This is a genomic window from Streptomyces sp. NBC_01515, from assembly GCF_045040345.1.
GTDB lineage: Bacteria > Actinomycetota > Actinomycetes > Streptomycetales > Streptomycetaceae > Streptomyces.
The window spans coordinates 6,814,496-6,840,318 of record NZ_CP109416.1 but is presented as its reverse complement, the minus strand read 5'-3'; the positions used below and the strand labels follow the sequence as shown (position 1 = coordinate 6,840,318).

The window sequence follows — 25,823 nt, the reverse complement described above, 5'->3', positions numbered from 1 at the left end:
GGAGGCTGCGGCGAACTTCGGGCGAAGCCGGCTCCGGGCGAAGCCGACCCCGCCCGGGGCCGCTACAGCGGCGCGATGTCCGGCGCCCCCAACCGCGCCGCGTCCGCCGTCAGGTCGTCGGGCTGGCGTTGCGACTCCCGCTCGGCCTCCACCCGCTTCTCGTAGTGCTCGACCTCGCGCTCGATCTGGTCCTTGTCCCAGCCGAGCACCGGTGCCATCAGCTCGGCCGCCTCACGGGCGCTGCGCGTGCCCCGGTCGAAGGTCTCGATCGAGATGCGGGTGCGGCGGGTGAGGACGTCGTCGAGGTGCCGTGCGCCCTCGTGCGAGGCGGCGTAGACGACCTCGGCGCGCAGATAGTCGTCGGCGAACTGGAGGGGCTCGCCGAGTGCGGGGTCCTTGGCGATGAGGTCGAGGACCTCCTCGGCCATCGAACCGAAACGGTTCAGCAGGTGCTCCACGCGCACCACGTGGATGCCGGTCTTCGAGGCGATCCGCGCCCGCGCGTTCCACAGCGCCCGGTACCCCTCCGCGCCGAGCAGCGGCACGTCCTCGGTGACGCACTCGGCGACCCGCATGTCGAGCCCGTGCACCGCCTCGTCCACGGCGTCCTTGGCCATCACCCGATACGTCGTGTACTTGCCGCCCGCCACGACGACGAGCCCCGGCACCGGATGCGCGACGGTGTGCTCGCGCGACAGCTTGCTGGTGGCGTCGGACTCGCCGGCCAGCAGGGGCCGCAGTCCCGCGTACACGCCCTGGACGTCGTCTCTGGTCAGCGGTACCGCGAGCACCGAGTTCACGTGCTCCAGCAGGTAGTCGATGTCGGCGCTGGACGCGGCCGGGTGGGCCTTGTCGAGGTCCCAGTCGGTGTCGGTGGTGCCGACGATCCAGTGCCGACCCCAGGGGATGACGAACAGCACGGACTTCTCGGTGCGCAGGATCAGCCCGCTGGTGGAGTTGATGCGGTCTTTCGGGACGACCAGGTGGATGCCCTTGGAGGCCCGGACGTGGAACTGGCCGCGTTCCCCGACCATCGCCTGGGTGTCGTCGGTCCACACGCCCGTGGCGTTCACGATCTGCTTGGCGCGGATCTCGTACTCGCCGCCCGCCTCGACGTCCTGCACCCGGGCGCCGACCACGCGCTCGCCCTCGCGCAGAAAACCGGTCACCCGCGCGCGGTTGGCGACTTTCGCGCCGTACGACGAGGCCGTGCGCACCAGGGTGGCCACATAGCGGGCGTCGTCCATCTGCGCGTCGTAGTACTGCAGGGCGCCGACCAGGGCGTCCTTCTTCAACGCGGGTGCCACGCGCAGGGCGTGCCGGCGGCTCAGGTGGCGGTGGGTGGGCAGGCCCCGGCCGTGGGCGCGGGCCATGGACATCGCGTCGTAGAGCGCGACGCCCGAGCCGGCGTAGAGGCGCTCCCAGCCCTTGTGCTGGAGCGGGTACAGGAACGGCACCGGTTTCACCAGGTGCGGGGCGAGCCGCTCCAGGAGCAGTCCGCGTTCCTTGAGTGCCTCGCGGACGAGGGCGAAGTCGAGCATCTCCAGATAGCGCAGACCTCCGTGGATGAGCTTGCTCGACCTGCTCGATGTGCCGGACGCCCAGTCGCGCGCCTCGACCAGTCCCGTGGACAGGCCGCGCGTCACCGCGTCCAGGGCGGTGCCCGCGCCGACCACACCTCCGCCCACCACGAGCACATCCAGTTCGCGCTCGGCCATTCCCGCCAGTGCCTCGGCTCGCTGCGCCGGACCCAGTGTCGCTGTCCTCACCGCTGCCTCCCGCTATCGGTAGCGCCGGCCGCACCCGTTCGGCGAAGCCCGGTTCGTATCCCTCCTGCCCAAATTCTGACCGGGTTGCCCGACTTCAGCCACCACTCGCCCCCAGCCTGTGGACAACAATCACAGGACTGCCGAAAAACACAGCCGTCCAATCCCGCATAACGGTCATATTTACTCCTAGTCTGACATTGCGCTCGCTCGTTCTGTCCACAGGGCTTGCGCACCTGTCCCGCTTCGGTTATCTGTCCCGCTTCGGTTATTGGGAAGGACGGCCCACGCCATGCCCGCAGATCTCGCCGTCATCGGACTCGGTCCTCTCGGCCTGCCCCTGGCCCAGGCCGCTGTCGCCGCCGGTATCGCCACGGTCGGCTTCAAGACCGGTCCTGAGGCCGGCTCCCTCAGCCCCGCCGAACTGCGCCGGATGCTCTCGGGGGGCTTCCGGCCGGCCACCAACCCCGCCGAGCTCGGCCGCGTACGCACCGCCGTGATCTGCGCGCCGACCCCCCGGGACGCCGACGGCGGCCTCGACCTCAGCCAGGTGGAGACGGCCGCCCGCGCCCTCGCGGCCCACCTGCGCCCGCACACCACGGTGATCCTGGAGTCACCGGTGCACCCCGGCACCACCGAAACCTTCCTGCGCCCACTCCTCGAAGAGGGCTCCGGCCTCCGCGCGGGCCGCGACTTCCACCTCGCCTACTCCCCCAGCCGCGTCGACCCCGGCAACCGCGACTTCACCCCGGCCAACACCCCCAAGGTGATCGGCGGCCTCACCCCGGCCTGCACCGAGTCGGCCGCCGCCTTCTACGGCCGCCTCACCGACAAGGTGGTACGCGCGCGTGGCCTGCGCGAAGCGGAGACCGTGCAGCTACTGGAGACCAATTTCCGGCACGTCAACATCGCCCTCGTCAACGAAATGGCCGTCCTGTGCCACGACTTGGGCGTCGACCTCTGGGACGTCATCCGCTGCGCGGAGACCAAGCCGTTCGGCTACCAGGCCTTCCGCCCCGGCCCCGGAGTCGGCGGCCACGCCGTCCCCCAGGACCTCACCGGCCACGGCCCCCGCCCCCTCCGCATGGTCGAACTCGCCCAGCAGGTCAACAACCAGATGCCCCGCTACGTCATCCAGCGTGCCGCCACGCTCCTCAACGAGCACGGCAAGTCCGCGCGCGGGGCCCGCGTCCTGCTCCTCGGCGTCACCTACAAGGCCGACCTCGCCGACCAACAGGGCACCCCCGCCCAGGAGATCGCGATCCGCCTCATGGAACTCGGCGCCTCCGTCAGCTACCACGACCCCCACATCCCGTCCTGGAGCGTCCTGGACCGCCCGGTCCCCCGCGCGGACTCCCTCTACGAGGCGGCGGCCGACGCCGACCTGACGATCCTGCTCCAGCAGCACCGGACGTACGACCTCCAGGGCCTGTCCGTGAAGGCGCAGTTGCTGCTGGACACGCGCGGGGCCACACCGACGGGCGCGGCACACCGGCTCTGAGCACGCAGGCGCACCGGCTCCGAGCACGAAAACGACTGGTCACAGGGGCACGTCGACCTGCTAATCTCCCCCCCACTCGTCGCACAGCTGTCGCATATCTGCGCGCACGCGACTCCGCTTCACCTTTCCTGTCTTCACATCCCGTGGGGGGATTTCTGTCATGAGCCAGTCAGCCACGCCACCGCAGCAGCCACAGCCGCAGCCGGTCGACGGCAACCCGTACGCCCAGCAGCCCGGAGCCGTACCGCCGCCGCCCCCGGCTCCGTACGCCCCGCCCGCTCCCCAGCGGAACACCATGGTGCTCGGCCTGCTGACCGCCGTCGCCGCTGCCCTGGTCGCCGCCGGCATCTACGGCGTCGTCATCGGCACCACCAAGCACGAGATCGGCTGGGCGGCGGTCGGCGTCGGCTTCGTCATCGGCCTCGCGGCGGGCAAGCTGGGCGGGCGCAACCCCGTCCTCCCCGTGTTCAGCGCCGTCCTGGCCCTGGGCGCGGTCTACCTCGGCCAGCTGATCGGCGAGGCGATGATCGGCGCGGAGGAGCTCGGCGTGAGCTTCAGCAAGGTGTTCTTCGACCACTTCGACGTCGTCCAGGACGCCTGGAAGGCCGACGCCGACCCGCTCACCTTCGTCTTCTTCGCCATCGCCGCGTTCGCCGCGTTCTCGGGCGCGAAGAAGGCTGCGCTCTGACCCCGGCGCGCGGGTTGTGCAGGGGGGCGCATGAGGTGGGGTGTGCGTCGGGGGCTGGTGGCGTGCGACTCGCGGCGCCGGTACCGTAAGAAACAGGTGGAGCCCACCGCAGCGGGCGCTGCGGCGGGCTCCTGAAAAGTGAACGGAGTGTCCACCCCTAGATGAGTAGTTCCGATGTGTCTCAGTGGTCGTAGGCGATCAGTGACCTGGTGATGGGTGCGCCGATGGCGCGGTTGTGCCAGATCGCGCAGGTCATCGCCAGGATCCGCTGGGCCACGCGGACGCCGACGCCTTCGATGGTCCGGCCGCCGTGGTGTTCGAGGTCGAGCTGGCCCTTGAGGGTGTCGTTGACCGACTCGATCAGCTGCCGCACGGTCTTGAGCAGGGCTTCTGCGGGGTGTGGGGTGCCGCGGTTGCGGTAGGAGGGCCGCAGCAGCTGGATGCCGCGGGCGGCGAGGAAGCGGTCGAGTTCGGCGGCGGTGTAGCCCTTGTCCGCCAGGATCAGCAGGCCCGGCCGGGCGGCTGCCAGGTGCGGCTCCTCGTCGATCAGGGCGGCCAGCACCTGCCGTTCGTCGATCTTCGGGTCGGCGAGGGCCCAGGTGACGGGCAGTCCGGCCGGGGTGCACACCAGGTGCAGTTTCAGGCCCCAGTAGAAACGGGAGTGGGAGCGGCAGTAGCCGTAGTTGGCCCAGCCGGCCAGGTCCGAGCGGCGCACGGTTTCCCGGGAGCGGGCGCACTCGACGGGCGTGGAGTCCACGACCCACAGCGGGTCCAGCCACAGGTCGGTGTCGGCTGCCAGTGACCGGATGACCCGCTTGACCAGGGGCAGAGCCGCTCGCAGGCGCTTGTTGTACGCGGGCCGCTGCGGCAGGTACGGGAACATTCTGTGCAGGTGAGCGTGCGCGAAGCGCAGCCATCGGGCCTCGCAGTGGAAGCCCAGGACGGCCTGGGCCACCGCCAGGGTCACCAGCTCGGCATCGGTCAGCAGCGGCGGACGCCCACGCCACCGCGGTGTCTTCAAATGGTCATCGACATGCACGTACAGTGCCGTCAAGAGGGTGTCTAAATCGGTCGTCACAACCCGATGTTGGACACCCTCCCTGCGTCCGTGAACCCCACAATCGGAACTACTCGTCTAGTCCTTATAGGGGTGGCCGCTCACTTTCCTCCATAGATCCACAAGATGCACCTCCTCCGGAACTTCACCAGCCGAAGCCAAGTTCGGTCCCATCGGGTGGGCTTGCGGTGACGACCCATGGGTGCGCCCCCTTCCGCGACGCCACCCATTGGCCCGGTAGGCGGCTCGTCGGAACTCGGGCCGGGCCCCGAGAGCCCGGGTCCGGAACCATGTCCCTGGAAGGGGGCGACCCAGAAGAACAGGGCCGCCGATCAAGGACACTAGTCGCCCGATACGGCCAAACGGCTCACCATCACCCCGAACGCAACCGTGCGCCCCCCAGTCCCAACACGCGCCCCACCAGACCCACTTGGGCACACGAAAGGGCCCGGACCACCCAGGCCCGGGCCCCTCGAAGCGTCGTAGAACCGCCTACCGCCTACCGCTTGTGCTGCGAGTCGGCCACCGTGACCTCGACCCGCTGGAACTCCTTCAGCTCGCTGTACCCGGTCGTCGCCATCGCCCGCCGCAGCGCCCCGAAGATGTTCATCGAGCCGTCGGGGATGTGGGACGGGCCGGCGAGGATCTCCTCGATCGTGCCGACCGTGCCGAGGTCGACCTTCTTGCCGCGCGGGAGTTCCTCGTTGACCGCTTCCATGCCCCAGTGGTGGCCCTTGCCCGGCGCGTCCGTGGCGCGGGCCAGCGGGGAGCCCATCATGACCGCGTCCGCGCCGCAGGCGATCGCCTTGGGGAGGTCGCCGGACCAGCCGACACCGCCATCGGCGATGACATGCACGTACCGGCCGCCGGACTCGTCCATGTAGTCGCGGCGGGCGGCGGCGACATCGGCCACCGCCGTGGCCATCGGGACCTGGATGCCCAGCACGTTGCGCGTGGTGTGCGCCGCGCCGCCGCCGAAGCCGACGAGGACGCCCGCCGCGCCGGTGCGCATCAGGTGCAGGGCCGCGGTGTACGTGGCGCAGCCGCCGACGATCACCGGGACGTCCAGCTCGTAGATGAACTGCTTCAGGTTCAGCGGCTCGTGCGAACCCGACACGTGCTCCGCCGAGACCGTCGTACCGCGGATGACGAAGATGTCGACGCCCGCGTCGACGACGGCCTTGGAGAACTGGGCCGTGCGCTGCGGGGAGAGCGCGGCGGCGGTGACCACGCCCGAGTCGCGCACCTCCTTGATGCGCTGCCCGATCAGCTCCTCCTTGATGGGAGCGGCGTAGATCTCCTGGAGGCGGCGGGTCGCGGTGTCCACGTCCAACCCGGTGATCTCGTCGAGGAGCGGTTGCGGGTCCTCGTAGCGCGTCCAGAGGCCTTCGAGGTTCAGCACGCCGAGGCCGCCGAGCTCGCCGATGCGGATCGCGGTGGCCGGGGAGACGACCGAGTCCATGGGGGCGGCCAGGAAGGGCAGCTCGAAGCGGTAGGCGTCGATCTGCCAGGCGATCGAGACCTCCTTCGGGTCCCGCGTACGGCGGCTGGGGACGACGGCGATGTCGTCGAAGGCGTACGCCCGGCGGCCGCGCTTGCCGCGCCCGATCTCGATCTCAGTCACGTGTGTGGCCTTTCCTTCTTGCGTCTCAGCGTCTTCCAGTATCGCCGACGGGTACGACAAGGGCGGCCCCGGTGTGTCCGGAGCCGCCCTTGAGGAAGCCTGCCGACTACTTGCTGCGGCTGTAGTTCGGTGCCTCGACCGTCATCTGGATGTCGTGCGGGTGGCTCTCCTTGAGGCCCGCCGAGGTGATCCGGACGAAGCGGCCCTTGGTCTCCATCTCCTCGATGGTGGCCGCGCCGACATAACCCATGGTCTGGCGCAGCCCGCCGACGAGCTGGTGCAGGACGTTGGCCAGCGGGCCGCGGTAGGGCACCTGGCCCTCGATGCCCTCGGGCACGAGCTTGTCGTCGGAGGCGACCTCGGCCTGGAAGTAGCGGTCCTTGGAGTACGACCGGCCCTGGCCGCGGGACTGCATCGCGCCGAGCGAGCCCATGCCGCGGTACGACTTGAACTGCTTGCCGTTGATGAACTGCAGCTCGCCCGGGGACTCCTCGCAGCCCGCGAGCAGGCTGCCGAGCATCACCGTGTCGGCGCCGGCGGCGAGCGCCTTGCCGATGTCGCCGGAGTACTGCAGGCCGCCGTCGCCGATGAGCGGGACGCCGGCCGCGCGGGCGGCGAGGGAGGCTTCGTAGATCGCGGTGACCTGCGGGACGCCGATGCCGGCGACGACACGGGTCGTACAGATCGAGCCGGGGCCCACGCCGACCTTGATGCCGTCGACACCGGCGTCGACCAGGGCCTGGGCGCCGTCGCGGGTGGCGACGTTGCCGCCGATCACGTCGACGTTCACGCTCGACTTGATCTTCGCCATCCAGTTGAGGGCGTTGCTGTTGTGGCCGTGCGAGGTGTCGACGACCAGAAAGTCCACACCGGCCTCGGCGAGGGCCTGGGCGCGCTCAAGGGCCTCGGGGCTGGCACCCACGGCGGCGCCGACGATGAGGCGGCCCTCGGCGTCCTTGGCGGCGTTCGGGTACTGCTCGGCCTTGACGAAGTCCTTGACCGTGATGAGGCCCTTGAGGATGCCGGCCTCGTCGACGAGGGGCAGCTTCTCGATCTTGTGGCGGCGCAGCAGCTGCATGGCGTCGGCGCCGGTGATGCCGACCTTGCCGGTGACCAGGGGCATCGGGGTCATGACCTCGCGCACCTGACGGGAGCGGTCGGTCTCGAAGGCCATGTCGCGGTTGGTGACGATGCCGAGCAGCTTGCCGTTGCCGTCGGTCACCGGGACGCCGCTGATGCGGAACTTGGCGCACAGCGCGTCGGCCTCGCCGAGCGTGGCGTCCGGGTGCACGGTGATCGGGTCGGTGACCATGCCGGACTCGGAACGCTTCACGAGGTCGACCTGGTTGACCTGGTCCTCGACCGAGAGGTTGCGGTGCAGGACACCGACACCGCCCTGGCGGGCCATCGCGATCGCCATCCGGGACTCGGTCACCTTGTCCATCGCCGCGGAGAGCAGCGGGATGTTGACCCGGACGTTGCGCGAGATGCGGGACGAGGTGTCGACCGCGTTCGGGAGCACGTCGGACGCGCCCGGCAGCAGCAGCACGTCGTCGTAGGTCAGCCCTAGTGTCGCGAATTTGGCGGGCACTCCGTCGACGTTGGCAGTCATGACACCTTCCCCAAATGGCCTTGATCGGTGCGGATGTCCATGCTAACGGGAAGCGCGGTCACCTCATTCCACGATTCCACGGCTACGGCCCGCTCCGGGCTTCGTATGTTCGTACGTACGCCGTCGCCCGGCTGTTCACGAAAGGCGTCGCGGCGCAGGGCTCCGCCGTCGAGGGCAGTGCCCGTACGGGAGTTACTGCTCGGCCAGTGCCCGCAGTCGGCTCAGCGCGCGGTGCTGGGCGACCCGGACCGCGCCGGGTGACATTCCCAACATCTGGCCGGTCTCCTCGGCGGTGAGGCCGACGGCGATGCGCAGCAGGAGCAGTTCGCGCTGGTTCTCCGGGAGGTTGGCCATGAGTTTCTTGGCCCATTCGGCGTCGCTGCTGAGCAGGGCGCGCTCCTCGGGGCCGAGGGAGTCGTCCGGGCGCTCCGGCATCTCGTCGGAGGGGACGGCCGTGGAACCGGGGTGGCGCATCGCGGCGCGCTGGAGGTCGGCGACCTTGTGGGCGGCGATGGCGAAGACGAAGGCCTCGAAGGGGCGGCCGGTGTCCTTGTAGCGGGGCAGTGCGAGGAGGACGGCGACGCAGACCTCCTGGGCGAGGTCCTCCACGAAGTGCCGTGCGTCGCCCGGGAGTCGGGACAGCCGGGTGCGGCAGTAGCGCAGGGCCAGTGGGTGGACGTGGGCGAGCAGATCGTGGGTCGCCTGCTCGTCTCCGTCGACCGCGCGAAGGACGAGTCCACCAATCGCCCCTGGGGCTCTGGCCGCCTCGTCGTCACGCATCGGTCCATGGTGCCTTGCGGCCGAAGGGTCCGTGGCACCGCGTCCGTTGTTGTGCACCGAAGCGTTATGAGCAGGTGCGCCGGAAGTCATCTCCTGCGCCCTCCCCTCCCGCTCGACCGACTCGTCCCCGAGGAACTCCACACCTCAAGGATGCGGCATCCGCGGCGAAACGAGCAGCGGGTGCCCGGCGAGCCCCTTCACCGTCCCCGCCCACCCGGTGGCGGGCGGGGATTCTCGTATCCCCGCTACGACCCACTGACCTGGCCCTAACGGACCAGGCCCCACCGGAAACCGAGCGCCACGGCGTGTGCCCGGTCGGAGGCGCCGAGTTTCTTGAAGAGGCGCCGTGCGTGTGTTTTGACGGTGTCCTCGGAGAGGAACAGCTCACGGCCGATCTCCGCGTTGGAGCGGCCGTGGCTCATCCCTTCGAGGACCTGGATCTCGCGCGCGGTGAGCGTCGGTGCGGCGCCCATCTCGGCGGACCGCAGCCGGCGCGGGGCCAGTCGCCAGGTCGGGTCGGCGAGGGCCTGGGTGACCGTGGCCCGCAGTTCGGCGCGCGAGGCGTCCTTGTGCAGATAGCCGCGGGCGCCGGCCGCGACCGCGAGGGCCACGCCGTCCAGGTCTTCGGCGACGGTGAGCATGATGATGCGTGCGCCCGGGTCGGCGGACAGCAGCCGCCGCACGGTCTCGACACCGCCGAGTCCGGGCATGCGTACGTCCATCAGGATGAGGTCCGAACGGTCGGCACCCCAGCGGCGGAGGACTTCCTCGCCGTTGGCCGCCGTCGTCACGCGCTCGACACCGGGCACGGTCGCGACCGCGCGGCGGAGCGCCTCTCGGGCAAGCGGGGAGTCGTCACAGACGAGGACGGATGTCATGGCCGCCCTCCGCAACTGATGCGCGTCACCTTGAGCCTCCAGGCTGGTACGAAATCGTCACCTGTGCGGTCGACCGTCTCGGACGCCTGCCCGAGCACTTGTGTTTTCAACCGCCTCGCACTCTCAACGACGGTCACTCGAAAGAGTTACGGGGCCGTGTGCCATCTTCGGCACTCTACGTGAGGGTGCGGACACGGTGGAGGCGTGCGCGGCCGACCCACAAGCTTTCATCACAACCGGTGCCCCATTCAGCCCTATTTCTTCCCTTTTACTGGTGTCTGAGGCTAGATTCGCAATGAGTCATATTTTCATCTCCTTAGATCGTAGTTGTACGGTCGTGGACACCGTATCCGCCCATAACGGCTACAAGGGGTCACGCAATGGCAGATTTCTCCCGCCTTCCCGGACCGAACGCGGACCTGTGGGACTGGCAGCTCCTGGCTGCCTGCCGAGGGGTCGACAGCTCGCTCTTCTTTCATCCCGAGGGCGAGCGCGGTGCGGCACGAAGCGCTCGTGAGAACTCGGCCAAAGAGGTCTGCATGAGGTGCCCGGTCCGCGCACAGTGCGCGGCACACGCGCTGGCGGTGCGCGAGCCGTACGGCGTCTGGGGCGGCCTGACCGAGGACGAGCGCGAAGAGCTCATGGGGCGTGCCCGCAACCGGCTGGTGTCGGCTTCGGCCGCCGGGGACATGGCTTCGAACAACTGAAGGAACGTTTCTCCAACTAGCCTTCCACCAGGGGCACGCCCAGCTCTCCTCCAGGGGTACGCGCACGCGTGCCCCGCTATTTTTCGCGAGCCTGTTTGTCGCGAGCCTGTCTGTCGCGGGCCTGTTTGTCGCGGGCCTGTTTGTCGCGGGCCGCCCGCGCCAGCTGGTCGAGGGTCGCCGCCACCGCCGGTACCCGCGCCAGGTCGGGCAGGGTCAGCGCGACGATCTCCCGCCGCACCGCCGGTTCCAGCGTCACCGTCCGCGCGCCCCTGGGCCGTACGGACTCGATGGCGAGCTGGGGCAGGACGGCGACGCCCAGGCCCGCGCTCACCAGGCCGACGACCGCCGGATAGTCGTCGGTCGCGAAGTCGATGCGCGGGGTGAAGCCGGCGGCCTCGCACACCTCGACCAACTGGCCCCGGCAGCGCGGGCAACCGGCGATCCAGGGGTCGTCGGCGAGTTCGCCGATGGCGACCGACCGCACGCGCGCGTGCCGGTGCTTTTCCGGGACCAGGGCGACCAGGCGGTCGCTGAGCAGCGGTCGTACCACCAGGTCGGACCAGTCCTCGGCGCCCGCCGCCGCCTCGTAGCGGAAGGCGAGGGCGATGTCGCAGTCGCCCTCCCGGAGGAGGTCGACGGAGTTCGGCGGCTCGGCCTCCTCCAGGGAGACGCGGGTGCCGGGGTGCGCGGCGCGCAGGGCGGCGAGGGCGGTGGGGACGAGCGTCGAGCTGCCGCTGGGGAAGGAGACCAGGCGGACCCGGCCGGCGCGCAGGCCCGCGATCGCGGCGACCTCCTCCTCGGCCGCCGTCAGACCGGCGAGGATGCCGGCGCCGTGCCGGACCAGCGCCTCGCCCGCCTGGGTCAGCCGCATCTCGCGGCCGGTGCGGATCAGCAGCGGGGTGCCGACCGAGGTCTCCAGGGCCTTCATCTGCTGGCTGACCGCGGGCTGGGTGCAGCCCAGTTCACGCCCGGCCGCCGAGAAGGAGCCGGTGGCGGCGACGGCACGCAGCACACGGAGATGTCGGGCCTCGATCACGCCCCGAGCATAAGTGCTTCTTTGCTACGCCGACGAATAATGCGCCGCGCCTTTGGGGGGCTCTCGTCTACCGTGCCGTCATGAAGCTTCTCTCGCTGAATCTGGGCCGGGCCACGGCCGTGCCGTACACGGACCAGCCCGAGGGCGTGACCGGCATCGACAAGCGGCCGACCGACGCGCCGGTGCGGGTGAGCGCGCCCGGACCCAAGGGCGTCGCCGGGAGCGGGCTCGCCGGGGACGCGGTGTGTCACCGGCGCCACCACGGGGGCGACGACCAGGCGGTGTACGCGGTCGCGCGCGAGGATCTCGACGACTGGGAGCGGGAGTTGGGGCGCCCGCTGGCCAGCGGTTCCTTCGGGGAGAACCTGACGACCCTGGGGCTCGACGTGTCCGGGGCGCGGATCGGCGAGCGCTGGCGGATCGGTCCCGAGGTGGTCCTTGAGGTCACCTGCGGGCGGATCCCGTGCCGTACCTTCCAGGACCATCTGGGCGAACGCGGGTGGGTGAAACGGTTCACCGTGAAGGGTGCGCCGGGGGCCTATCTGCGGGTGATCGAACCCGGTGAGATCCGCGCGGGCGATCCGATCGAGATCGTGCACCGGCCCGATCACGACGTGACGGTGGCCCTGCAGTTCCGGGCGGTGACGACCGAGCGGGAGCTGCTGCCGCGGCTGCTTCCGGCGGGCGAGGCGCTGCATCCGGAGTCCCTCGCGCAGGCCCGGAAATATGTCGCGGAGCAGCCGGGCTGACCAGCCGTCACGGCCTGTTCGACACGTTGTTCGACACGTGTTCGTCACGGATCGGGAGGGCCTGTGCAGAGATCGGACCGGCTTGCTCCGGGTCACTAATCTTGCGCCATGACAACGGCATTGATTACGGGATCGACCGCGGGGATCGGTGCCGCGTTCGCGCGGCGGCTCGCGGCGGACGGACACAACCTCGTGCTGGTGGCGCGGAACACCGCGCGGCTCGGGGAGCAGGCGACCGAACTGCACGACCGGCACGGCATCGAGGCGGAGGTGCTGACCGCCGACCTCGCCACGGACAAGGGCATCGACACGGTGGCCGCCCGCCTCGCCGACCGCAAGAACCCCGTCGACCTGCTGGTCAACAACGCGGGCTTCGGCAACAAGGGCCACTACCTCGACGTACCCATGGCCGACGAGCTGAAGATGCTCAAGGTGCACTGCGAGGCGGTGCTGCGGCTGACCAGCGCGGCGACCGAGGCGATGCGGGAGCGCGGGCGCGGCGGGGTCGTCAACGTGGCGTCGGTGGCGGCCTTCGTACCGCGCGGGACGTACGGCGCGTCGAAGGCGTGGGTCGTGCAGTTCACGCAGGGCGCGGCCAAGGACCTGGCGGGTACGGGCGTACGGCTGATGGCGCTGGCGCCCGGGTTCGTGCGGACCGAGTTCCACGAGCGGGCCGGGATGGGCACGGACAACATCCCGAACTGGATGTGGCTGGACGCGGACAAGCTGGTCGCGGCGGCGCTCGCGGATCTGGCGCGCGGCAAGTCGCTGTCGATCCCGGACCCGCGCTACAAGGCGCTGATGGGTCTGGTGAAGGTCACTCCGCAGGCGGTGCTGGGCGGAATCACCTCGAAGACCGGGCGGAAGTACGGCCCGCAGTGACGGCGGCCGCCCCGGCGGGGGCGGGCTCGGTGACGAGGATTCCGGTGGAACGCGAAGGCCCGGCGCCCCCTGAGGGGTGCCGGGCCTTCGACGTACACGTCCTACGGGTTCACCGACTCGCGTCAGTGGGAGTGGCCGTGGCTGTGACCACCGGCGGCCGGCTCCTCCTCTTCCTTCTTCTCGACGACCAGGGTCTCGGTCGTGAGGAGGAGGGAGGCGATGGAGGCGGCGTTCTCCAGGGCGGAGCGGGTGACCTTGACCGGGTCGATGACGCCGGCCTTGACCAGGTCGCCGTACTCGCCGGTCGCGGCGTTGAAGCCCTGGCCGGGCTCCAGGTCGGCGACCTTGGCGGTGATGACGTAGCCCTCAAGGCCCGCGTTCTCGGCGATCCAGCGCAGCGGCTCGACGACCGCGCGGCGGACGACGGCGACACCGGTGGCCTCGTCGCCGGTCTTGTCGAGGTTGCCCTCAAGGACCTTGGCGGCGTGCACCAGAGCGGAGCCACCACCGGAGACGATGCCCTCCTCGACCGCGGCGCGGGTCGCGGAGATGGCGTCCTCCAGACGGTGCTTCTTCTCCTTCAGCTCCACCTCGGTGGCGGCGCCGACCTTGATCACGCACACGCCGCCGGCCAGCTTCGCGAGGCGCTCCTGGAGCTTCTCGCGGTCCCAGTCGGAGTCCGTGTTCTCGATCTCGGCCTTGATCTGGTTGACGCGGCCCGCGACCTCGGAGGAGTCGCCGGCACCGTCGACGACGGTCGTGTCGTCCTTGGTGACCGTCACGCGGCGGGCGGAGCCCAGCACGTCCAGGCCGACCTGGTCGAGCTTGAGGCCGACCTCCTCGGCGATGACCTGGGCACCGGTGAGGGTGGCGAGGTCGCCGAGCATCGCCTTGCGGCGGTCGCCGAAGCCGGGGGCCTTGACCGCGACCGCGTTGAACGTGCCGCGGATCTTGTTCACGACCAGGGTCGACAGGGCCTCGCCCTCGACGTCCTCGGCGATGATCAGCAGCGGCTTGGAGGCGTTGGCCTGGATGACCTTCTCCAGCAGCGGCAGCAGGTCCTGGATGGAGCTGATCTTGCCCTGGTGGATCAGGATGTACGGGTCCTCGAGGACCGCTTCCATGCGCTCCTGGTCCGTCACGAAGTACGGCGACAGGTAGCCCTTGTCGAAGGCCATGCCCTCGGTGAAGTCCAGCTCCAGACCGAAGGTGTTGGACTCCTCGACGGTGATGACACCGTCCTTGCCGACCTTGTCCATCGCCTCGGCGATGAGCTCGCCGACCTGGCTGTCCTGCGCGGACAGACCGGCCACGGCGGCGATGTCGGCCTTGTCCTCGATCGGCCGCGCGGTGGCGAGCAGCTCGTCGGAGACGGCCTTGACGGCGGCGTCGATGCCCTTCTTCAGGGCGGCCGGGGAGGCACCCGCGGCGACGTTGCGCAGGCCCTCGCGGACGAGCGCCTGGGCGAGCACGGTGGCGGTGGTGGTGCCGTCGCCCGCGATGTCGTTGGTCTTGGTCGCCACCTCCTTCACCAGCTGGGCACCGAGGTTCTCGTACGGGTCGTCGAGCTCGACCTCGCGGGCGATGGTGACGCCGTCGTTGGTGATGGTGGGGGCGCCGAACTTCTTGTCGATGACGACGTTGCGGCCCTTGGGGCCGATCGTCACCTTGACCGTGTCGGCAAGCTTGTTGACGCCGCGCTCGAGGGCGCGACGGGCGTCCTCGTCGAACTTCAGGATCTTCGCCATGGGAGCGGTTCAGCCCTCTCGGAAAACGTGGGTGAAACGAACTACGCCCCTGACGCCCGGCTTCATAAGGTCGCGGGGGCCAGGGGCGCAGCTCACTGCAAAACTGGGTGAATTACTTCTCGATGATCGCGAGCACGTCGCGAGCCGAGAGGACGAGGTACTCCTCGCCGCTGTACTTCACTTCGGTACCGCCGTACTTGCTGTACAGCACGATGTCGCCGGTCTTCACGTCGAGCGGAAGACGCTCGCCGTTCTCGAAGCGGCCCGGGCCCACGGCCAGGACGACGCCCTCCTGGGGCTTCTCCTTGGCCGTGTCCGGGATGACCAGGCCAGAGGCCGTGGTCTGCTCGGCGTCGAGCGGCTGGACCACAATGCGGTCCTCAAGCGGCTTGATGGCAACCTTGGAGCTGGTGGTCGTCACGATCCGACCTCCCCCTTCGGAGATCTCACGGGGTTAACTGTCTGAGGTGGCGACCAGGTGGATCCGTCGTCGCGGGTGCCGGACCTGCCCGTCGCTATTGGCACTCTCCAGGGGGGAGTGCCAGGTCTGAGACTATGACTGCGATTAGCACTCGGTCAAGCGGAGTGCCAATGCCCGCGGCGCTTGACCGGAATTCCGAGGTCACCCTGAGCCGCGTGGCGGGCCTGTGCTGGACGTCGCGGACGGTGCTGGAGAGGTACAACATCCGTCCGTGTGCGAAGGCGCCGGCCTACAGGTAGTCCTCCAGACGCCCCACCGTCAGCCCCCGCCCCTGGATGCCCCGCAGCAGCCTGGCCGTGCTGTCGGCCGGGCCCACGCGGACGATGTCGCCGGGGGCGAGGTGATGGTCCCCGCGGGCGTAGGTCAGGGTTCCGGTCGTCGTGGAGGCGCGCCAGAGGACCAGGGCGGAGACTCCGCAGTCGGCCGCGGCACGGCGGGTCGTCGTGTCGTACGTGCCGTAAGGGGGCCGGAGCAGCCGGGAGTCGGGCCGGGGCCGGTGGCCGCAGATCTCGCTGCGCTGGGTGGCGTAGGGCTGGCCGGCGAAGTGGCCGGGGCGCGGTGCGGCGGGGAACACCGTGACCGGGAGCCGTAGTTCGCGGACCAGGTCGGCGAACCTCGGGTCCCGTCGCGTGTCCGCGCCCGTGCCCTGGGCGTCGTAGGTCAGGAAGACGACCCTGTCGTGGGTGCGGACGTGGTCCACGACGGGTGGCAGGCCCGGGCCCGCCGAGCGGGCGGCGGGCCGGAGGGAGGGCTTGGGGGCGGGTGCCAGCGGGGCCGTCAAACCCCAGTGGCGGTACGGCTGTTCGCGGGACGGGCCGTGCGGGTGGACGCGTTGGGCGGCCTTCTTGCCGAGCCGTTCGATGGGGTCGACGGACTGGGCGCAACCGGTGAGGAGCAGCAGAGCGGCCGCCGACGCGACGGCCACCGGTACCCGCAGACGGCCCGCCCGCCTCACAGGTAGTCCTCCAGGCGGGCCACCGCGTAGCCCTCGGCCGTGACCTTGCCCAGGAAGCGGCGCATGTCGTCGACCATCGTGCCCTTCCAGTCCTCGCGGCCCCGGAAGTGCGTCAGGACGATGTCGCCGGGGTGCAGGGACCGGTCGTCCTCGCGGTACTCCCAGTGGTCGACGAACACCTCCTCGTCCCAGATCGGGGCGTACTTGATGCCGCAGGACTTCGCGGCGACGAGGGTGTCGTGGTTGTAGTTCCCGTACGGCGGCCGGAAGAGGGTCGGGGCCTTGCCGAACTGCTTCTTCATGATGTCCTGCATCCCGCAGATCTCGCGCTTCTGCTCGGCGTAGGACAGGCCCGGCAGGTACGGGTGCGTGAGGGTGTGGTTGTTGATGGTGTGGCCCTCGGCCTGCATCTTCCGGAAGTAGCCGTAGTCGTCCTTCACCAGGTAGTTGCTGAGGAAGGCCGTGTACGGGATCTTCAGGTCGCTCATCATCCGCAGGAACGCGGGGTCCTTGTTCTCGCCGTCGTCGATCGTGAGGAAGACGATCTTCTGCTTCGTGGGGATCGTCGTGAAGACCGGCGGGAGGTTCAACTCCTCCTGGTCGTCCACCTCGAAGCCCTTGCGCGCGGTGATCTCCGGCTTGTGCGCGGGCGCCGGCGGCGCCGCGAGCGGCACCTTCGCCAGCCCCCAGCGCCTGGCCGCGGCAACCCGCGCGGCGTACGCGGCGCGCAGCTTGGTCGCGTAGGAGTCCAACGCGCGGGCCGGGGGCGCGTGCAGCGGCTGCGCGCCCTGCGCCGGGTGCACGGCCGCGCCCGAGCCGGGCTGCCCGCACCCGGAGACGAGAGCGGCGAGCGCGAGGGCGGCGAGCGCGCCACGGGCGCCTCCCGTCATCCGACCCCGGTTGCCGCGGTCGCCCCGGGTTCCCCGGTCCCCTCGGTCCTCCCGGTCCCCGCGCGCCCGATTGATGTCATTTTGTACGACTACTCGCATGGGGTCGGATCTTTTCAGCCCCCGGCCCCGATCCCGCGCCGACACCGCCACCGGAGACACACCGTCCACCGACTGGCCCACAATGTCCCGGTGAACGACCCCACTGACCCGGTGACCGACCCCGTACTCGCCTTCGCCGCCCTGCTCACCCCCGAGGGCCGCGCCCTCCTCGACGAGGTCCGCGGCACCGACCCGGCCAAGGAACTCGCCGTCGCCACCCGCCTGCGCCGCGACCACCCCGCCGACCTCGTCTCGGCGGCCCTCGGCCAGGCCCGGCTGCGCCAACGCGCGGCAGCGGCGAAATTCACGCCCGAGGACGCCGACCGGATGTTCTTCACCCCGAACGGCTTCGAGCAGTCCACCCGGACAAGCGTCGCCGCCTACCGCGCCGCCCGCCTCCTGGACCTCGGCGTGACCTCCGTCGCCGACCTCTGCTGCGGAATCGGCGGCGACGCGATCGCGCTGGCGCGGGCGGGGGTGCGCGTCCTGGCCGTGGACCGCGATCCGCTGACGGTGGCCGTGGCACGGGCCAACGCGGAGGCACTCGGCCTCGCCGACCTGATCGAGGTGCGCGAGGCGGATGTCACCGACGTCGACACGTCCGCGTACGACGCCGTGTTCGTCGACCCCGCACGGCGCGGCGGCCGCGGCCGCATCTTCGACCCCGAGGCGTACTCGCCCCCGTTGTCCTGGGCCATCGGCGCCGCTACGACGGCCCCGCTCGCCGCACTGAAGATCGCCCCCGGGGTACCGCACGAGGCGATCCCGGCGGCGGCCGAGGCGGAGTGGATCTCGGACGGGGGCGACGTGAAGGAGGCGGTGCTGTGGTTCGGGACGGGGGTGCGGCCGGGGGCAGTACGGGCAACTCTCCTGCCGGGTCCGCGAGTTCTGCACGGACGCGGGCTTCCCGACCCTGAAGTCCGCTCCGTGGGGCGGTACTTGTACGAACCCGACGGCGCCGTCATCCGCGCCCACCTCGTCGCCGAGGTCGCGGAGGAGGTCGGGGGCGGACTCATCGACGAGACCATCGCGTATGTGACAGCGGATGAGCTACGGCCGACCGCCTATGCCTCCGCCTACGAGATCACCGATCAACTCCCCTTCGGCGTCAAGAAGTTGAAGGCGCTACTGCGGGAGCGCGAGGTGGGCGTCCTCACCGTGAAGAAGCGGGGGTCGGCCGTCGAACCGGAGGAACTGCGGCGGAAGGTGAAGCCCCAGGGGCCCAACTCCGCGACGGTGTTCCTCACTCGGGTGGCGGGGGCGCCGGCGATGCTGATCGGGCGGCCTGCCTAGGACGCCTCTGGGTCGCCTCATCCACCCGGCGCAGCAGCAGTTGGCGTTCGCGTTCGTTGCGGGCGAGGGAGGCGGCCCGGGTGAACTCCTCCTTCGCCTCCGTCGTACGGCCGAGGCGGAGCAGCAGGTCGCCGCGGACGCTCGGCAGCAAGTGGTAGTCGCGCAGGGCGGGTTCGGAGGCGAGGGTGTCGACGATCTCCAACGCCGGGGCCGGGCCCTCGGCCATCGAGACAGCCACCGCGCGGTTCAACTCGACGACCGGGGAAGGGGATCGGGCGGCGAGGAGGGCGTACAGGGTGGCGATCGTCTGCCAGTCGGTCTCGGCGTAGGTGTACGCGTGGGCGTGGCAGGCGGCGATGGCGGCCTGGAGGGCGTAGGGGCCGGGGGCGCCCGTCGCCACGGCGTCCGCGCGGCCGAGGGCGGTGATGCCGCGGGCGATGAGGAGGCGGTTCCAGCGGCGGCGGTTCTGGTCCTTGAGGAGGACGGGGTCGCCGTTCGGGGCGGTGCGGGCGGCCGAGCGGGAGGCCTGGAACTCCAACAGGGAGGCCAGGGCGTGCACTTCGGGTTCCTTCGGCATCAGGCCGGAGAGGAGGCGGGCCAGCCGGAGGGCGTCCTCGCAGAGGCTGGGGCGGAGCCAGTCGTCGCCGGCCGTCGCCGCGTAACCCTCGTTGAAGATCAGGTAGATGACGTCCAGGACCGAGCCCAGGCGGGCCTCGCGGTCGGGGCCGTAGGGGACCTCGAAGGCGACGTTCCTGGTGGCCAGGGTGCGTTTGGCGCGGACGATGCGCTGGGCGATCGTCGGCTCGGGGGCGAGGAAGGCGCGGGCGATCTCGGGCGTGGTCAGGCCGCCGAGGAGGCGCAGGGTGAGGGCGGTGCGGGCCTCCGGGGACAGGACCGGGTGGCAGGTGGTGAAGACGAGGCGCAGGAGGTCGTCGTCGATGTCGTCGGGGGCCGGGGGTTCCTCGGGCGGGGCCGTCGTCTCCAGGGTGCGGCCGATCTCCTGGAGCTTGCGGGCGTAGTTCTCCCGGCGCCGGATCAGGTCGACGGCGCGGTGCCTGGCCGTCGCCATGAGCCAGGCGCCCGGGTTGTCGGGCACGCCGTCCCTCGGCCACTGCTCCAGCGCGGCGACGAGCGCGTCCTGCGCGAGTTCCTCGGCGATGCCGACGTCGCGGACCAGGCGGGCGACGGCGGCGATGATGCGCGGGGACTCGATGCGGAAGACGGTCTCGATGATGCTGTGCGGGTCCGTGGCGTCGCCGCGAGCGTTCGTGGCGGTGGCACGCGGGTCTGCGGTGGGTTGTGATTCCGGAGTCACAACCCACCATGCAACACCCCCGGCGGCCTCAGACCAAGGAAGACCGGCAGGACGAGCAGTGCCAAGGAAGGCTCAGCCCTCCGCGATCTCCCGCACCTCACACGTCACGGTCCAGAACTCCTCGTGCACCTTCAGGAACCGCTTCGTCCACTCGATCGCCTCGGCCATGTCCTTGCACTGCATGAGCGCGTAGCCGCCGACGACCTCCTTGGACTCGGTGAACGGGCCGTCGGTCACGGAGATCTTGCCGCCCTCCCAGTGCACGCGGGCGCCCTGCGCGGTCGGGGTGAGGCCGGCGGTGTCGAGCATGACGCCGGCCTTGGTGATCTCCTCGATCAGCTCGCCCATGCGCTGCATCAGCTCGGGGCTGGGGCCCTCGGCGGGGGTGGTCTTCTCGTCGATCTGCACGAGGGAGAGGTAGCGGGGCATGGTGACTCCTCGGGTGTTTCGCTGACGTTCTCTGACGTTGTCCGACCGGGCTCTTCCCGGCCTTTCAACCATGCGTCGAACGAGGGGCGAGCGGATCGACACACTCGCCGGAAAACCCCGAAGATTTTTTCCGCCCGCCTGTCTACGCAGGTCAGCGCAGCGACTCCCACAGATCGCTCGCCGCCGGCTCCTTCGCCACCACCCGGTTCGGGTCGGACGGTGCCGTGACGTTCGGCATCGTCACCGTGGTCACCGCGTCCGCCGACAGGCTCTTCAGGCTCTGACCGAGGCTGATCAGTTCGCTGAGGGAGTCGAGGCCGGTGTCGGTGGTGAGGCTGTCGGTGACCGCGTCGGTGACCTCGTAGAGCTTGGTGGGGTCGGTGAGGAGGTCATGGGTGGAGATCTGGGTCAACAGGGCCTTCACCAGCATCTGTTGGAGGCCTATTCGGCCGAGGTCGCTGCCGTCGCCGATGCCGTGCCGGGTGCGGGCGAGGGCCAGGGCCTGCTTGCCGTTGAGGTGATGGGTGCCCTTCTTCAGGTGCAGGTGGCTGTCGTCGTCGTCGATGTCCTGCGTCGTGGTGACCGTGACACCGCCCAGCGCGTTGACCAGCTTCGCGAAGCCCGCGAAGTCGATCTCTATGTAGTGGTCCATGCGGACGCCGGTGATCGACTCGACCGTCTTGACCGCGCAGACCGGCCCGCCCACCGAGTACGCCGTGTTGAACATCGCGTTGTACGCCACCGACGTGGACCCGCCCGACGACAGCGGGCACGACGGCCGGGTGACGAGGGTGTCGCGCGGGATGCTGACGATCGTGGCCTTCTTACGGCCCGCGTCGATGTGCACCACCATCGCGGTGTCGGAGCGGGCGCCGGAGCTGTCGCCGCCGCCGAGTGCCTTGTTCTCCTTGCCGCTGCGCGAGTCGGAGCCGAGGACCAGGATGTTCAGGGAGCCGGTCGGCACGGGGACAGCGGACGCGGACGCGGCGGCGGACGGTGTGGTCACCGCCTTCGCGGGGCGGTCGGTGCCGAGCGCGCTGTCGATGTCGACGCTCTTGATGTTGCTGTTGAGGTGCCAGTAGGCCCAGCCGGCCGTGGCGACACCCAGGACGAGGGCGCCGGCCAGAGTGAGGCCGGCGATCTTCAGCACTCTCGACCGCCGGCCAACGCGTCTGTCCTCGTCAACGTTCTCTGTGTCCGTCACGGGGAGGAACGTAAGTCCGAATTATTAGGAGAAAGTTAGGGGAGACGTCCCAGGACGGTTTTCTACGGAAAATCTCACGGTTCTCAGCCCCGCTTCACTCCCCCGAAGCTCTCCCGTGCGCCTCCCCCGCCTCCCTCAGCCCAGGGTCACCACCGGCACCGGATTGCTCCCGCTCCACGACGCGTTGAAGCCGAAGGTCACCGAACCGCCGTCCGGGACCGTCCCGTTGTAGCTCGCGTTCGCGCAACTCACGGCCGTGCCCGACTGGGTGCAGGCCGCGTTCCAGGCCTGGGTGATCTGCTGGCCGGCACCGTACGTCCAACTCGCCTTCCAGGACGACAGCGAGGCCCCGGAACAGGCGATCGTCACCTGCCCCGTGAACCCGGTGTTCCACTGACTGCCCACGCTGTACGTCGCCGAGCACGCCCCGGTCGGCGGCGGGGTCGTGGTCGTGCCGCCGAGCGCCTCCGAGAGGCCGTAGTACGCCGGTTTCGGCGCGTAGTTGGCGTCGTACGGTGTCGCCGCCCCGTAGCCGGGGAACGTGCTGTCGACCCAGGAGTCGGAGTCGGTGAAGCCCCAGACGGTGACGTTCACGCAGCGTGTCACCGCCACGCAGGCGGCCATGACGCTCTTGAAGTCGGCCTTCTGCTGGGCGAGTTTCGTGCTGTCCGCCGGGAGCGCCATCCGTACGTCCAGCTCGGTGATCGCCACGTCCACGCCCAGGTCGGCGAAGCGCTGGATGTTCTGCTGGAGCGTGGCCGGGACCTGGCCGAGGACGAGGTGGGCCTGGAGGCCGACCCCGTCGATCGGAACGCCCGCCGCCTTCAGGGACTTGACAAGGTTGTAGAGGGCGGTGGACTTCGCGTTGACGCCCTCGACGTTGTAGTCGTTGATGTACAGCTTGGCGGCCGGGTCGGCGGCGTGCGCCCAAGTCAGCGCCTGGGCTATGTAGTTGGCGCCGAGGCCGTTGTACCAGAGGGTCGAGCGGTACGTGCCGTCCTCGTTGAAGGGTTCGTTCACCACGTCCCAGGCGGTGATCTTCCCCTTGTAGCGGCCGACTTCGGTACTGATGTGGTTCTGCAGCAGGCTGCTCAACTGGGCCGACGTCCAGGTGCCGTTGGTCAGCCAGCTCGGGTTCTGGCTGTGCCAGACCAGGGTGTGGCCGCGCACCTGCTGGTTGTGGGCCTGCGCGAAGGCGACGATCTGGTCCGCCTCCGACCAGTTGAAGCTGCCCTGCGTCGGCTCGACCGTCTCCCACTTCATGGCGTTGCCGGGAGTGAGCGAGCTGAACTGACCGCCCGCGATGTCGCCGTACGTGCCGGTGAGCTTGGAGCCGGTGACCGCGGTGCCGATGACTTTGCCCTTCGCGGCGGCGAGGTCGCGCAGCGGGGTGTCGGCGGCGTGCGCGGCGGGTGCCGCGAAGAGCATGACGGCGCCGGTGAACAGGGCCGCCAGGGACAAGCCGGTTCTCAGAGATCTCATGCGGGTGCCTCCGAAAGTTTCGGTTGTGCAACCGATTGGCTTCGGAGGAGTGTGGGGCGACGCACCCCACTCGTCAATACGTCACCTTCCGGCCACGCATCTCACTGTCACGGCCCCCGGTGTCACTCGGCGGGCGCCGCCGTACTGCTCCGCACCACCAGGCTCGTCGCCAGTTCCACCCGCCGTGCCGCCGAGGTCTTCTGCTCGCGCCCGAGGTCGAGCACCAGCTTGGCCGCCGCCTCGGCCATCTCGGTCAGGGGCTGCCGTACGGTCGTCAGCGGCGGGCCGACCCAGCGCGCCACCGGCAGATCGTCGAAGCCGACCACGCTCAGGTCCTCCGGGATGCGCAGCCCGAGTTCGCGCGCGGCCTCGTACAGACCGAGGGCCTGGAGGTCGTTGCCGGCGAAGACGGCGGTGGGCCGGTCCGGGCGGCGCAGGAGCTCCAGCCCCAGTCGGTAGCCGGCCTCGTGGTGGAAGTCGCCGGTGGTGATCAGCGAGGGGTCGACCGGCAGCCCGGCCGTCTCCAGCGCGGCCCGGTATCCGTCCACCCGGGCGCGGCTGCACATCATCCGGGACGGTCCGCTGATCGCGCCGATCCGGGTGTGGCCGAGTTCGACCAGGTGCCGGGTGGCGGCGAGCCCGCCCTGCCAGTTCGTCGCGCCGATCGACGGCACGTCCGCGCCCGGGTCACCGGCCGGGTCCATCACCACGAACGGGATGGAACGGCTGGTGAGCAGCGCCCGCTGGGACTCGTCGAGCCCGGAGAGGACGAGGATCACGCCGTGCGGGCGACGCGCGGCGACCTGGTCGGCCCAGGTCCGGCCCGGGGTCAGCCGCCCCGCGCTCTCGCTCAGCACCACGCTCAGCCCGGAGTCCCGCGCCACGTTCTCCACGCCCCGGATGACCTCCATCGCCCAGGCGCTCTCCAACTCGTGGAAGACCAGGTCGATCAACGGGGAGCGGGTCGCCTCCGCGCGCCGGCGCCGGTAGCCGTAGACGCGGAGCAGGTCCTCGACGCGGGTGCGGGTCGCGGGGGCGACGTCGGCACGGCCGTTGAGGACCTTCGAAACAGTCGGAGCCGACACTCCGGCCTCGCGGGCGATCTCGGCGAGCGTGGCGGTCTGGGTCGGCCGACCCGCTGTCTGGGTTTCGGCGGAATCCGGGGCTGTCATGGCGGCGATCGTATCCCTGCGCGACCTCTTGACGAACCCCCCAGCGCGCCTTACGTTCCCGGAACATTCGTAGAACGGCTCGAAACATTCGCACGAGAGGTGCTGTCCATGGAGCCCAACACGTCCAACGGCGGGCGTACGTTCAGCAGGCGCTGGGTGCTCGGCGCCGGTGCCACCACCCTGCTCACCACCGGGCTCACGGCCTGCGGCTCCAGTGACAACACCGGCGACAGCAGCACGGTCACCGCCTTCACCTACGGCGACGACGCGGCGAAGGTGCAGGTCAAGGCCGTCACCCGGTTCAACGCGTCGGCGGCGGCGAAGAAGGCCAAGGGCAAGATCAAGCTGGAGAAGGTGCCCGGCACCGACTACCCGGCCAAGCTGCGCACCGCGATGGGCTCGCCGAACGCGCCGGACGTCTTCTTCAACTGGGGCGGCGGCTCGATCAAGGCGTACCAGGAGGCGAACCAGCTGGTCGACCTCACCGACACCATCAAGAGCGACTCGGTCCTCAAGGACGGTTTCCTGCCGTCGGTGCTCGCGGCGGGCGCGCTCAAGGGCAAGAACTACGGCATACCGATGCGCGGCATGCAGCCGGTGATCCTCTTCTACAACAAGACCGTCTTCGCCGCGCACAAGCTCCAACCGCCCACCACCTGGGCCGAGTTGCTCGACATCAACAAGAAGCTGAAGGCGGCGAACATCACGCCGTTCGCGCTCGGGGGTGCCGACATCTGGCCCGAGTTGATGTGGCTGGAGTACCTGGTCGACCGGATCGGCGGCCCCGAGGTCTTCGACAAGATCAAGAACGGGGACGCGTCCGGGTGGGGCGACCCGGCTGTCCTCAAGGCCGCCGAGACCGTCAAGCAGCTCATCGACGACGGCGCGTTCGGCAAGGGGTTCAGCTCTGTGTCGTACGTCAACGGGGGTGCGCCCGCGGTGTTCGCCAAGGGCAAGGCGGCGATGCATCTGATGGGGTCGTGGGAGTACTCGACGCAGCTCGGGAAGTTTCCCGACTTCGCGAAGAACAATCTGGGGTGGTCCGCGTTCCCGAAGTACGAGGGCGGCGCCGGTGATATCCGTAACGTCGTCGGGAACCCCACCAACTACTGGTCCGTGAACGCCCGTACGGGCAACAAGGACGCGGCGATCGCGTTCCTCCGTGACTGCGCGTCGGAGGCGTATGCGAAGGACCTGGTCGCCAACGGGGATATTCCGACCACCTCCAACGCGGAGAAGCTTCTCGACTCCTCGCCCAACCCGGAGTTCGCGAAGTTCCAGTACCAAATGGTGCAGCAGGCACCGGCGTTCACGTTGAGCTGGGACCAGGCGGTGGATCCGGATGTGTCCACGCCGATGCTGACGGAGATCAACAAGCTGTTTGTGGGGAAGAGTTCGCCGACGGAGTTCGTTTCAGCGCTGAAGGGGTTGAAGTGAGGTCGCGCAGTTCCCCGCGCCCCTATAGGGGCGCTCCA

The 25,823-nt window shown here is 69.9% G+C and carries 23 protein-coding genes; 7 read left to right on the top strand and 16 right to left on the bottom strand.

Annotated elements, in window-relative coordinates; all coding sequences use genetic code 11:
- Positions 1-62: 62 nt before the first annotated feature.
- Positions 63-1,769, bottom strand: a complete 1,707-nt coding sequence (locus OG407_RS31160; protein ID WP_403583157.1) for a glycerol-3-phosphate dehydrogenase/oxidase — start codon at positions 1,767-1,769, stop codon at positions 63-65.
- Between the two features lie 289 nt (positions 1,770-2,058).
- Between OG407_RS31160 and OG407_RS31155 the strand changes: the two genes are divergently transcribed.
- Together OG407_RS31155 and OG407_RS31150 are read left to right on the top strand one after the other, a co-directional pair.
- Entirely contained in the window at positions 2,059-3,267 is a 1,209-nt protein-coding gene (locus OG407_RS31155) for a nucleotide sugar dehydrogenase (RefSeq protein WP_403583154.1), read from the top strand.
- Positions 3,268-3,427: 160 nt separating this feature from the next.
- Positions 3,428-3,955, top strand: a complete 528-nt coding sequence (locus OG407_RS31150; RefSeq protein ID WP_405862910.1) for a hypothetical protein — start codon at positions 3,428-3,430, stop codon at positions 3,953-3,955.
- 181 nt (positions 3,956-4,136) lie between these two features.
- Here the strand turns inward: OG407_RS31150 and OG407_RS31145 are convergent, their stop codons facing one another.
- The 5 genes from OG407_RS31145 to OG407_RS31125 form a co-directional block, all read right to left on the bottom strand.
- Positions 4,137-5,033, bottom strand: a complete 897-nt coding sequence (locus OG407_RS31145) for an IS982 family transposase (RefSeq protein WP_405854185.1) — start codon at positions 5,031-5,033, stop codon at positions 4,137-4,139.
- Positions 5,034-5,511: 478 nt separating this feature from the next.
- Positions 5,512-6,636 carry a GuaB3 family IMP dehydrogenase-related protein gene (locus OG407_RS31140; RefSeq protein ID WP_327401872.1) on the bottom strand — a complete coding sequence of 375 codons (1,125 nt, stop codon included), beginning with the start codon at positions 6,634-6,636 and terminating at the stop codon, positions 5,512-5,514.
- 106 nt (positions 6,637-6,742) lie between these two features.
- Positions 6,743-8,248 carry an IMP dehydrogenase gene (gene guaB, locus OG407_RS31135; RefSeq protein WP_328680013.1) on the bottom strand — a complete coding sequence of 502 codons (1,506 nt, stop codon included), beginning with the start codon at positions 8,246-8,248 and terminating at the stop codon, positions 6,743-6,745.
- A gap of 192 nt (positions 8,249-8,440) precedes the next feature.
- Positions 8,441-9,028, bottom strand: coding sequence for a sigma-70 family RNA polymerase sigma factor (locus tag OG407_RS31130; protein ID WP_403583145.1), 588 nt, complete (start codon positions 9,026-9,028; stop codon positions 8,441-8,443).
- A gap of 266 nt (positions 9,029-9,294) precedes the next feature.
- Complete coding sequence (locus OG407_RS31125; protein ID WP_003948568.1) at positions 9,295-9,906, bottom strand: response regulator transcription factor; 612 nt, start codon at positions 9,904-9,906, stop codon at positions 9,295-9,297.
- 380 nt (positions 9,907-10,286) lie between these two features.
- On the opposite strand from OG407_RS31125, the gene OG407_RS31120 reads away from it, so the two are divergent.
- Positions 10,287-10,613, top strand: a complete 327-nt coding sequence (locus OG407_RS31120) for a WhiB family transcriptional regulator (protein ID WP_019055584.1) — start codon at positions 10,287-10,289, stop codon at positions 10,611-10,613.
- 76 nt (positions 10,614-10,689) lie between these two features.
- Here OG407_RS31120 and OG407_RS31115 read toward each other — a convergent pair whose 3' ends face one another.
- Entirely contained in the window at positions 10,690-11,649 is a 960-nt protein-coding gene (locus OG407_RS31115; RefSeq protein ID WP_405862909.1) for a LysR family transcriptional regulator, read from the bottom strand.
- A gap of 80 nt (positions 11,650-11,729) precedes the next feature.
- On the opposite strand from OG407_RS31115, the gene OG407_RS31110 reads away from it, so the two are divergent.
- Together OG407_RS31110 and OG407_RS31105 are read left to right on the top strand one after the other, a co-directional pair.
- Positions 11,730-12,398: an MOSC domain-containing protein gene (locus tag OG407_RS31110; protein ID WP_405862908.1), complete on the top strand. Its 669-nt coding sequence runs from the start codon at positions 11,730-11,732 to the stop codon at positions 12,396-12,398.
- A gap of 108 nt (positions 12,399-12,506) precedes the next feature.
- On the top strand, positions 12,507-13,280 hold the full coding sequence (locus OG407_RS31105) for an SDR family NAD(P)-dependent oxidoreductase (protein WP_403583135.1): 774 nt from the start codon (positions 12,507-12,509) through the stop codon (positions 13,278-13,280).
- A gap of 122 nt (positions 13,281-13,402) precedes the next feature.
- On the opposite strand, the gene groL is transcribed toward OG407_RS31105, so the two are convergent.
- The 4 genes from groL to OG407_RS31085 all read right to left on the bottom strand — a co-directional run bounded on the left by groL (position 13,403) and on the right by OG407_RS31085 (position 17,354).
- A complete protein-coding gene (gene groL, locus OG407_RS31100; RefSeq protein WP_328680023.1) occupies positions 13,403-15,028 on the bottom strand; it encodes a chaperonin GroEL in 1,626 nt (541 codons plus the stop codon).
- Between the two features lie 112 nt (positions 15,029-15,140).
- Positions 15,141-15,449, bottom strand: a complete 309-nt coding sequence (groES, locus tag OG407_RS31095) for a co-chaperone GroES (protein ID WP_019066754.1) — start codon at positions 15,447-15,449, stop codon at positions 15,141-15,143.
- A 289-nt stretch (positions 15,450-15,738) separates the two neighbouring features.
- Complete coding sequence (locus OG407_RS31090) at positions 15,739-16,464, bottom strand: hypothetical protein (protein WP_405862907.1); 726 nt, start codon at positions 16,462-16,464, stop codon at positions 15,739-15,741.
- Positions 16,461-17,354 carry a polysaccharide deacetylase family protein gene (locus OG407_RS31085; protein WP_405862906.1) on the bottom strand — a complete coding sequence of 298 codons (894 nt, stop codon included), beginning with the start codon at positions 17,352-17,354 and terminating at the stop codon, positions 16,461-16,463. The genes OG407_RS31090 and OG407_RS31085 overlap by 4 nt, the downstream gene beginning before the upstream one ends.
- A 189-nt stretch (positions 17,355-17,543) precedes the next feature.
- Between OG407_RS31085 and OG407_RS31080 the strand changes: the two genes are divergently transcribed.
- Positions 17,544-18,746 (top strand): THUMP-like domain-containing protein, encoded by a 1,203-nt coding sequence (locus OG407_RS31080; RefSeq protein WP_405862905.1) that lies wholly within the window; start codon positions 17,544-17,546, stop codon positions 18,744-18,746.
- On the opposite strand, the gene OG407_RS31075 is transcribed toward OG407_RS31080, so the two are convergent.
- The 5 genes from OG407_RS31075 to OG407_RS31055 all read right to left on the bottom strand — a co-directional run bounded on the left by OG407_RS31075 (position 18,697) and on the right by OG407_RS31055 (position 24,348).
- Positions 18,697-20,061, bottom strand: coding sequence for an RNA polymerase sigma factor (locus tag OG407_RS31075; protein ID WP_405862904.1), 1,365 nt, complete (start codon positions 20,059-20,061; stop codon positions 18,697-18,699). The two genes, OG407_RS31080 and OG407_RS31075, sit on opposite strands and share 50 nt — an antisense overlap.
- A 72-nt stretch (positions 20,062-20,133) precedes the next feature.
- The gene (locus tag OG407_RS31070; RefSeq protein ID WP_327401882.1) at positions 20,134-20,490 is read right to left on the bottom strand and encodes a YciI family protein; all 357 of its coding nucleotides are present in this window, start codon (positions 20,488-20,490) and stop codon (positions 20,134-20,136) included.
- Positions 20,491-20,641: 151 nt separating this feature from the next.
- The gene (locus OG407_RS31065; protein ID WP_327401883.1) at positions 20,642-21,694 is read right to left on the bottom strand and encodes an LCP family protein; all 1,053 of its coding nucleotides are present in this window, start codon (positions 21,692-21,694) and stop codon (positions 20,642-20,644) included.
- A gap of 135 nt (positions 21,695-21,829) precedes the next feature.
- Entirely contained in the window at positions 21,830-23,176 is a 1,347-nt protein-coding gene (locus tag OG407_RS31060; protein WP_405862903.1) for an endo-1,4-beta-xylanase, read from the bottom strand.
- A 122-nt stretch (positions 23,177-23,298) separates the two neighbouring features.
- Positions 23,299-24,348 (bottom strand): LacI family DNA-binding transcriptional regulator, encoded by a 1,050-nt coding sequence (locus OG407_RS31055; RefSeq protein WP_405862902.1) that lies wholly within the window; start codon positions 24,346-24,348, stop codon positions 23,299-23,301.
- Between the two features lie 108 nt (positions 24,349-24,456).
- Between OG407_RS31055 and OG407_RS31050 the strand changes: the two genes are divergently transcribed.
- Positions 24,457-25,785, top strand: coding sequence for an ABC transporter substrate-binding protein (locus tag OG407_RS31050; protein WP_405862901.1), 1,329 nt, complete (start codon positions 24,457-24,459; stop codon positions 25,783-25,785).
- Positions 25,786-25,823 lie beyond the last annotated feature (38 nt).

Bases quoted from the DNA above. Each gene is read 5' to 3' on its own strand.
- OG407_RS31155 (WP_403583154.1), top strand. From the start codon at position 2,059: ATGCCCGCAGATCTCGCCGTCATCGGACTCGGTCCTCTCGGCCTGCCC.
- OG407_RS31150 (WP_405862910.1), top strand. From the start codon at position 3,428: ATGAGCCAGTCAGCCACGCCACCGCAGCAGCCACAGCCGCAGCCGGTC.
- guaB (WP_328680013.1), bottom strand. From the start codon at position 8,248: ATGACTGCCAACGTCGACGGAGTGCCCGCCAAATTCGCGACACTAGGG.
- OG407_RS31130 (WP_403583145.1), bottom strand. From the start codon at position 9,028: ATGCGTGACGACGAGGCGGCCAGAGCCCCAGGGGCGATTGGTGGACTC.
- OG407_RS31125 (WP_003948568.1), bottom strand. From the start codon at position 9,906: ATGACATCCGTCCTCGTCTGTGACGACTCCCCGCTTGCCCGAGAGGCG.
- OG407_RS31120 (WP_019055584.1), top strand. From the start codon at position 10,287: ATGGCAGATTTCTCCCGCCTTCCCGGACCGAACGCGGACCTGTGGGAC.
- OG407_RS31110 (WP_405862908.1), top strand. From the start codon at position 11,730: ATGAAGCTTCTCTCGCTGAATCTGGGCCGGGCCACGGCCGTGCCGTAC.
- OG407_RS31105 (WP_403583135.1), top strand. From the start codon at position 12,507: ATGACAACGGCATTGATTACGGGATCGACCGCGGGGATCGGTGCCGCG.
- groL (WP_328680023.1), bottom strand. From the start codon at position 15,028: ATGGCGAAGATCCTGAAGTTCGACGAGGACGCCCGTCGCGCCCTCGAG.
- OG407_RS31085 (WP_405862906.1), bottom strand. From the start codon at position 17,354: ATGACGGGAGGCGCCCGTGGCGCGCTCGCCGCCCTCGCGCTCGCCGCT.
- OG407_RS31070 (WP_327401882.1), bottom strand. From the start codon at position 20,490: ATGCCCCGCTACCTCTCCCTCGTGCAGATCGACGAGAAGACCACCCCC.
- OG407_RS31060 (WP_405862903.1), bottom strand. From the start codon at position 23,176: ATGAGATCTCTGAGAACCGGCTTGTCCCTGGCGGCCCTGTTCACCGGC.
- OG407_RS31055 (WP_405862902.1), bottom strand. From the start codon at position 24,348: ATGACAGCCCCGGATTCCGCCGAAACCCAGACAGCGGGTCGGCCGACC.
- OG407_RS31050 (WP_405862901.1), top strand. From the start codon at position 24,457: ATGGAGCCCAACACGTCCAACGGCGGGCGTACGTTCAGCAGGCGCTGG.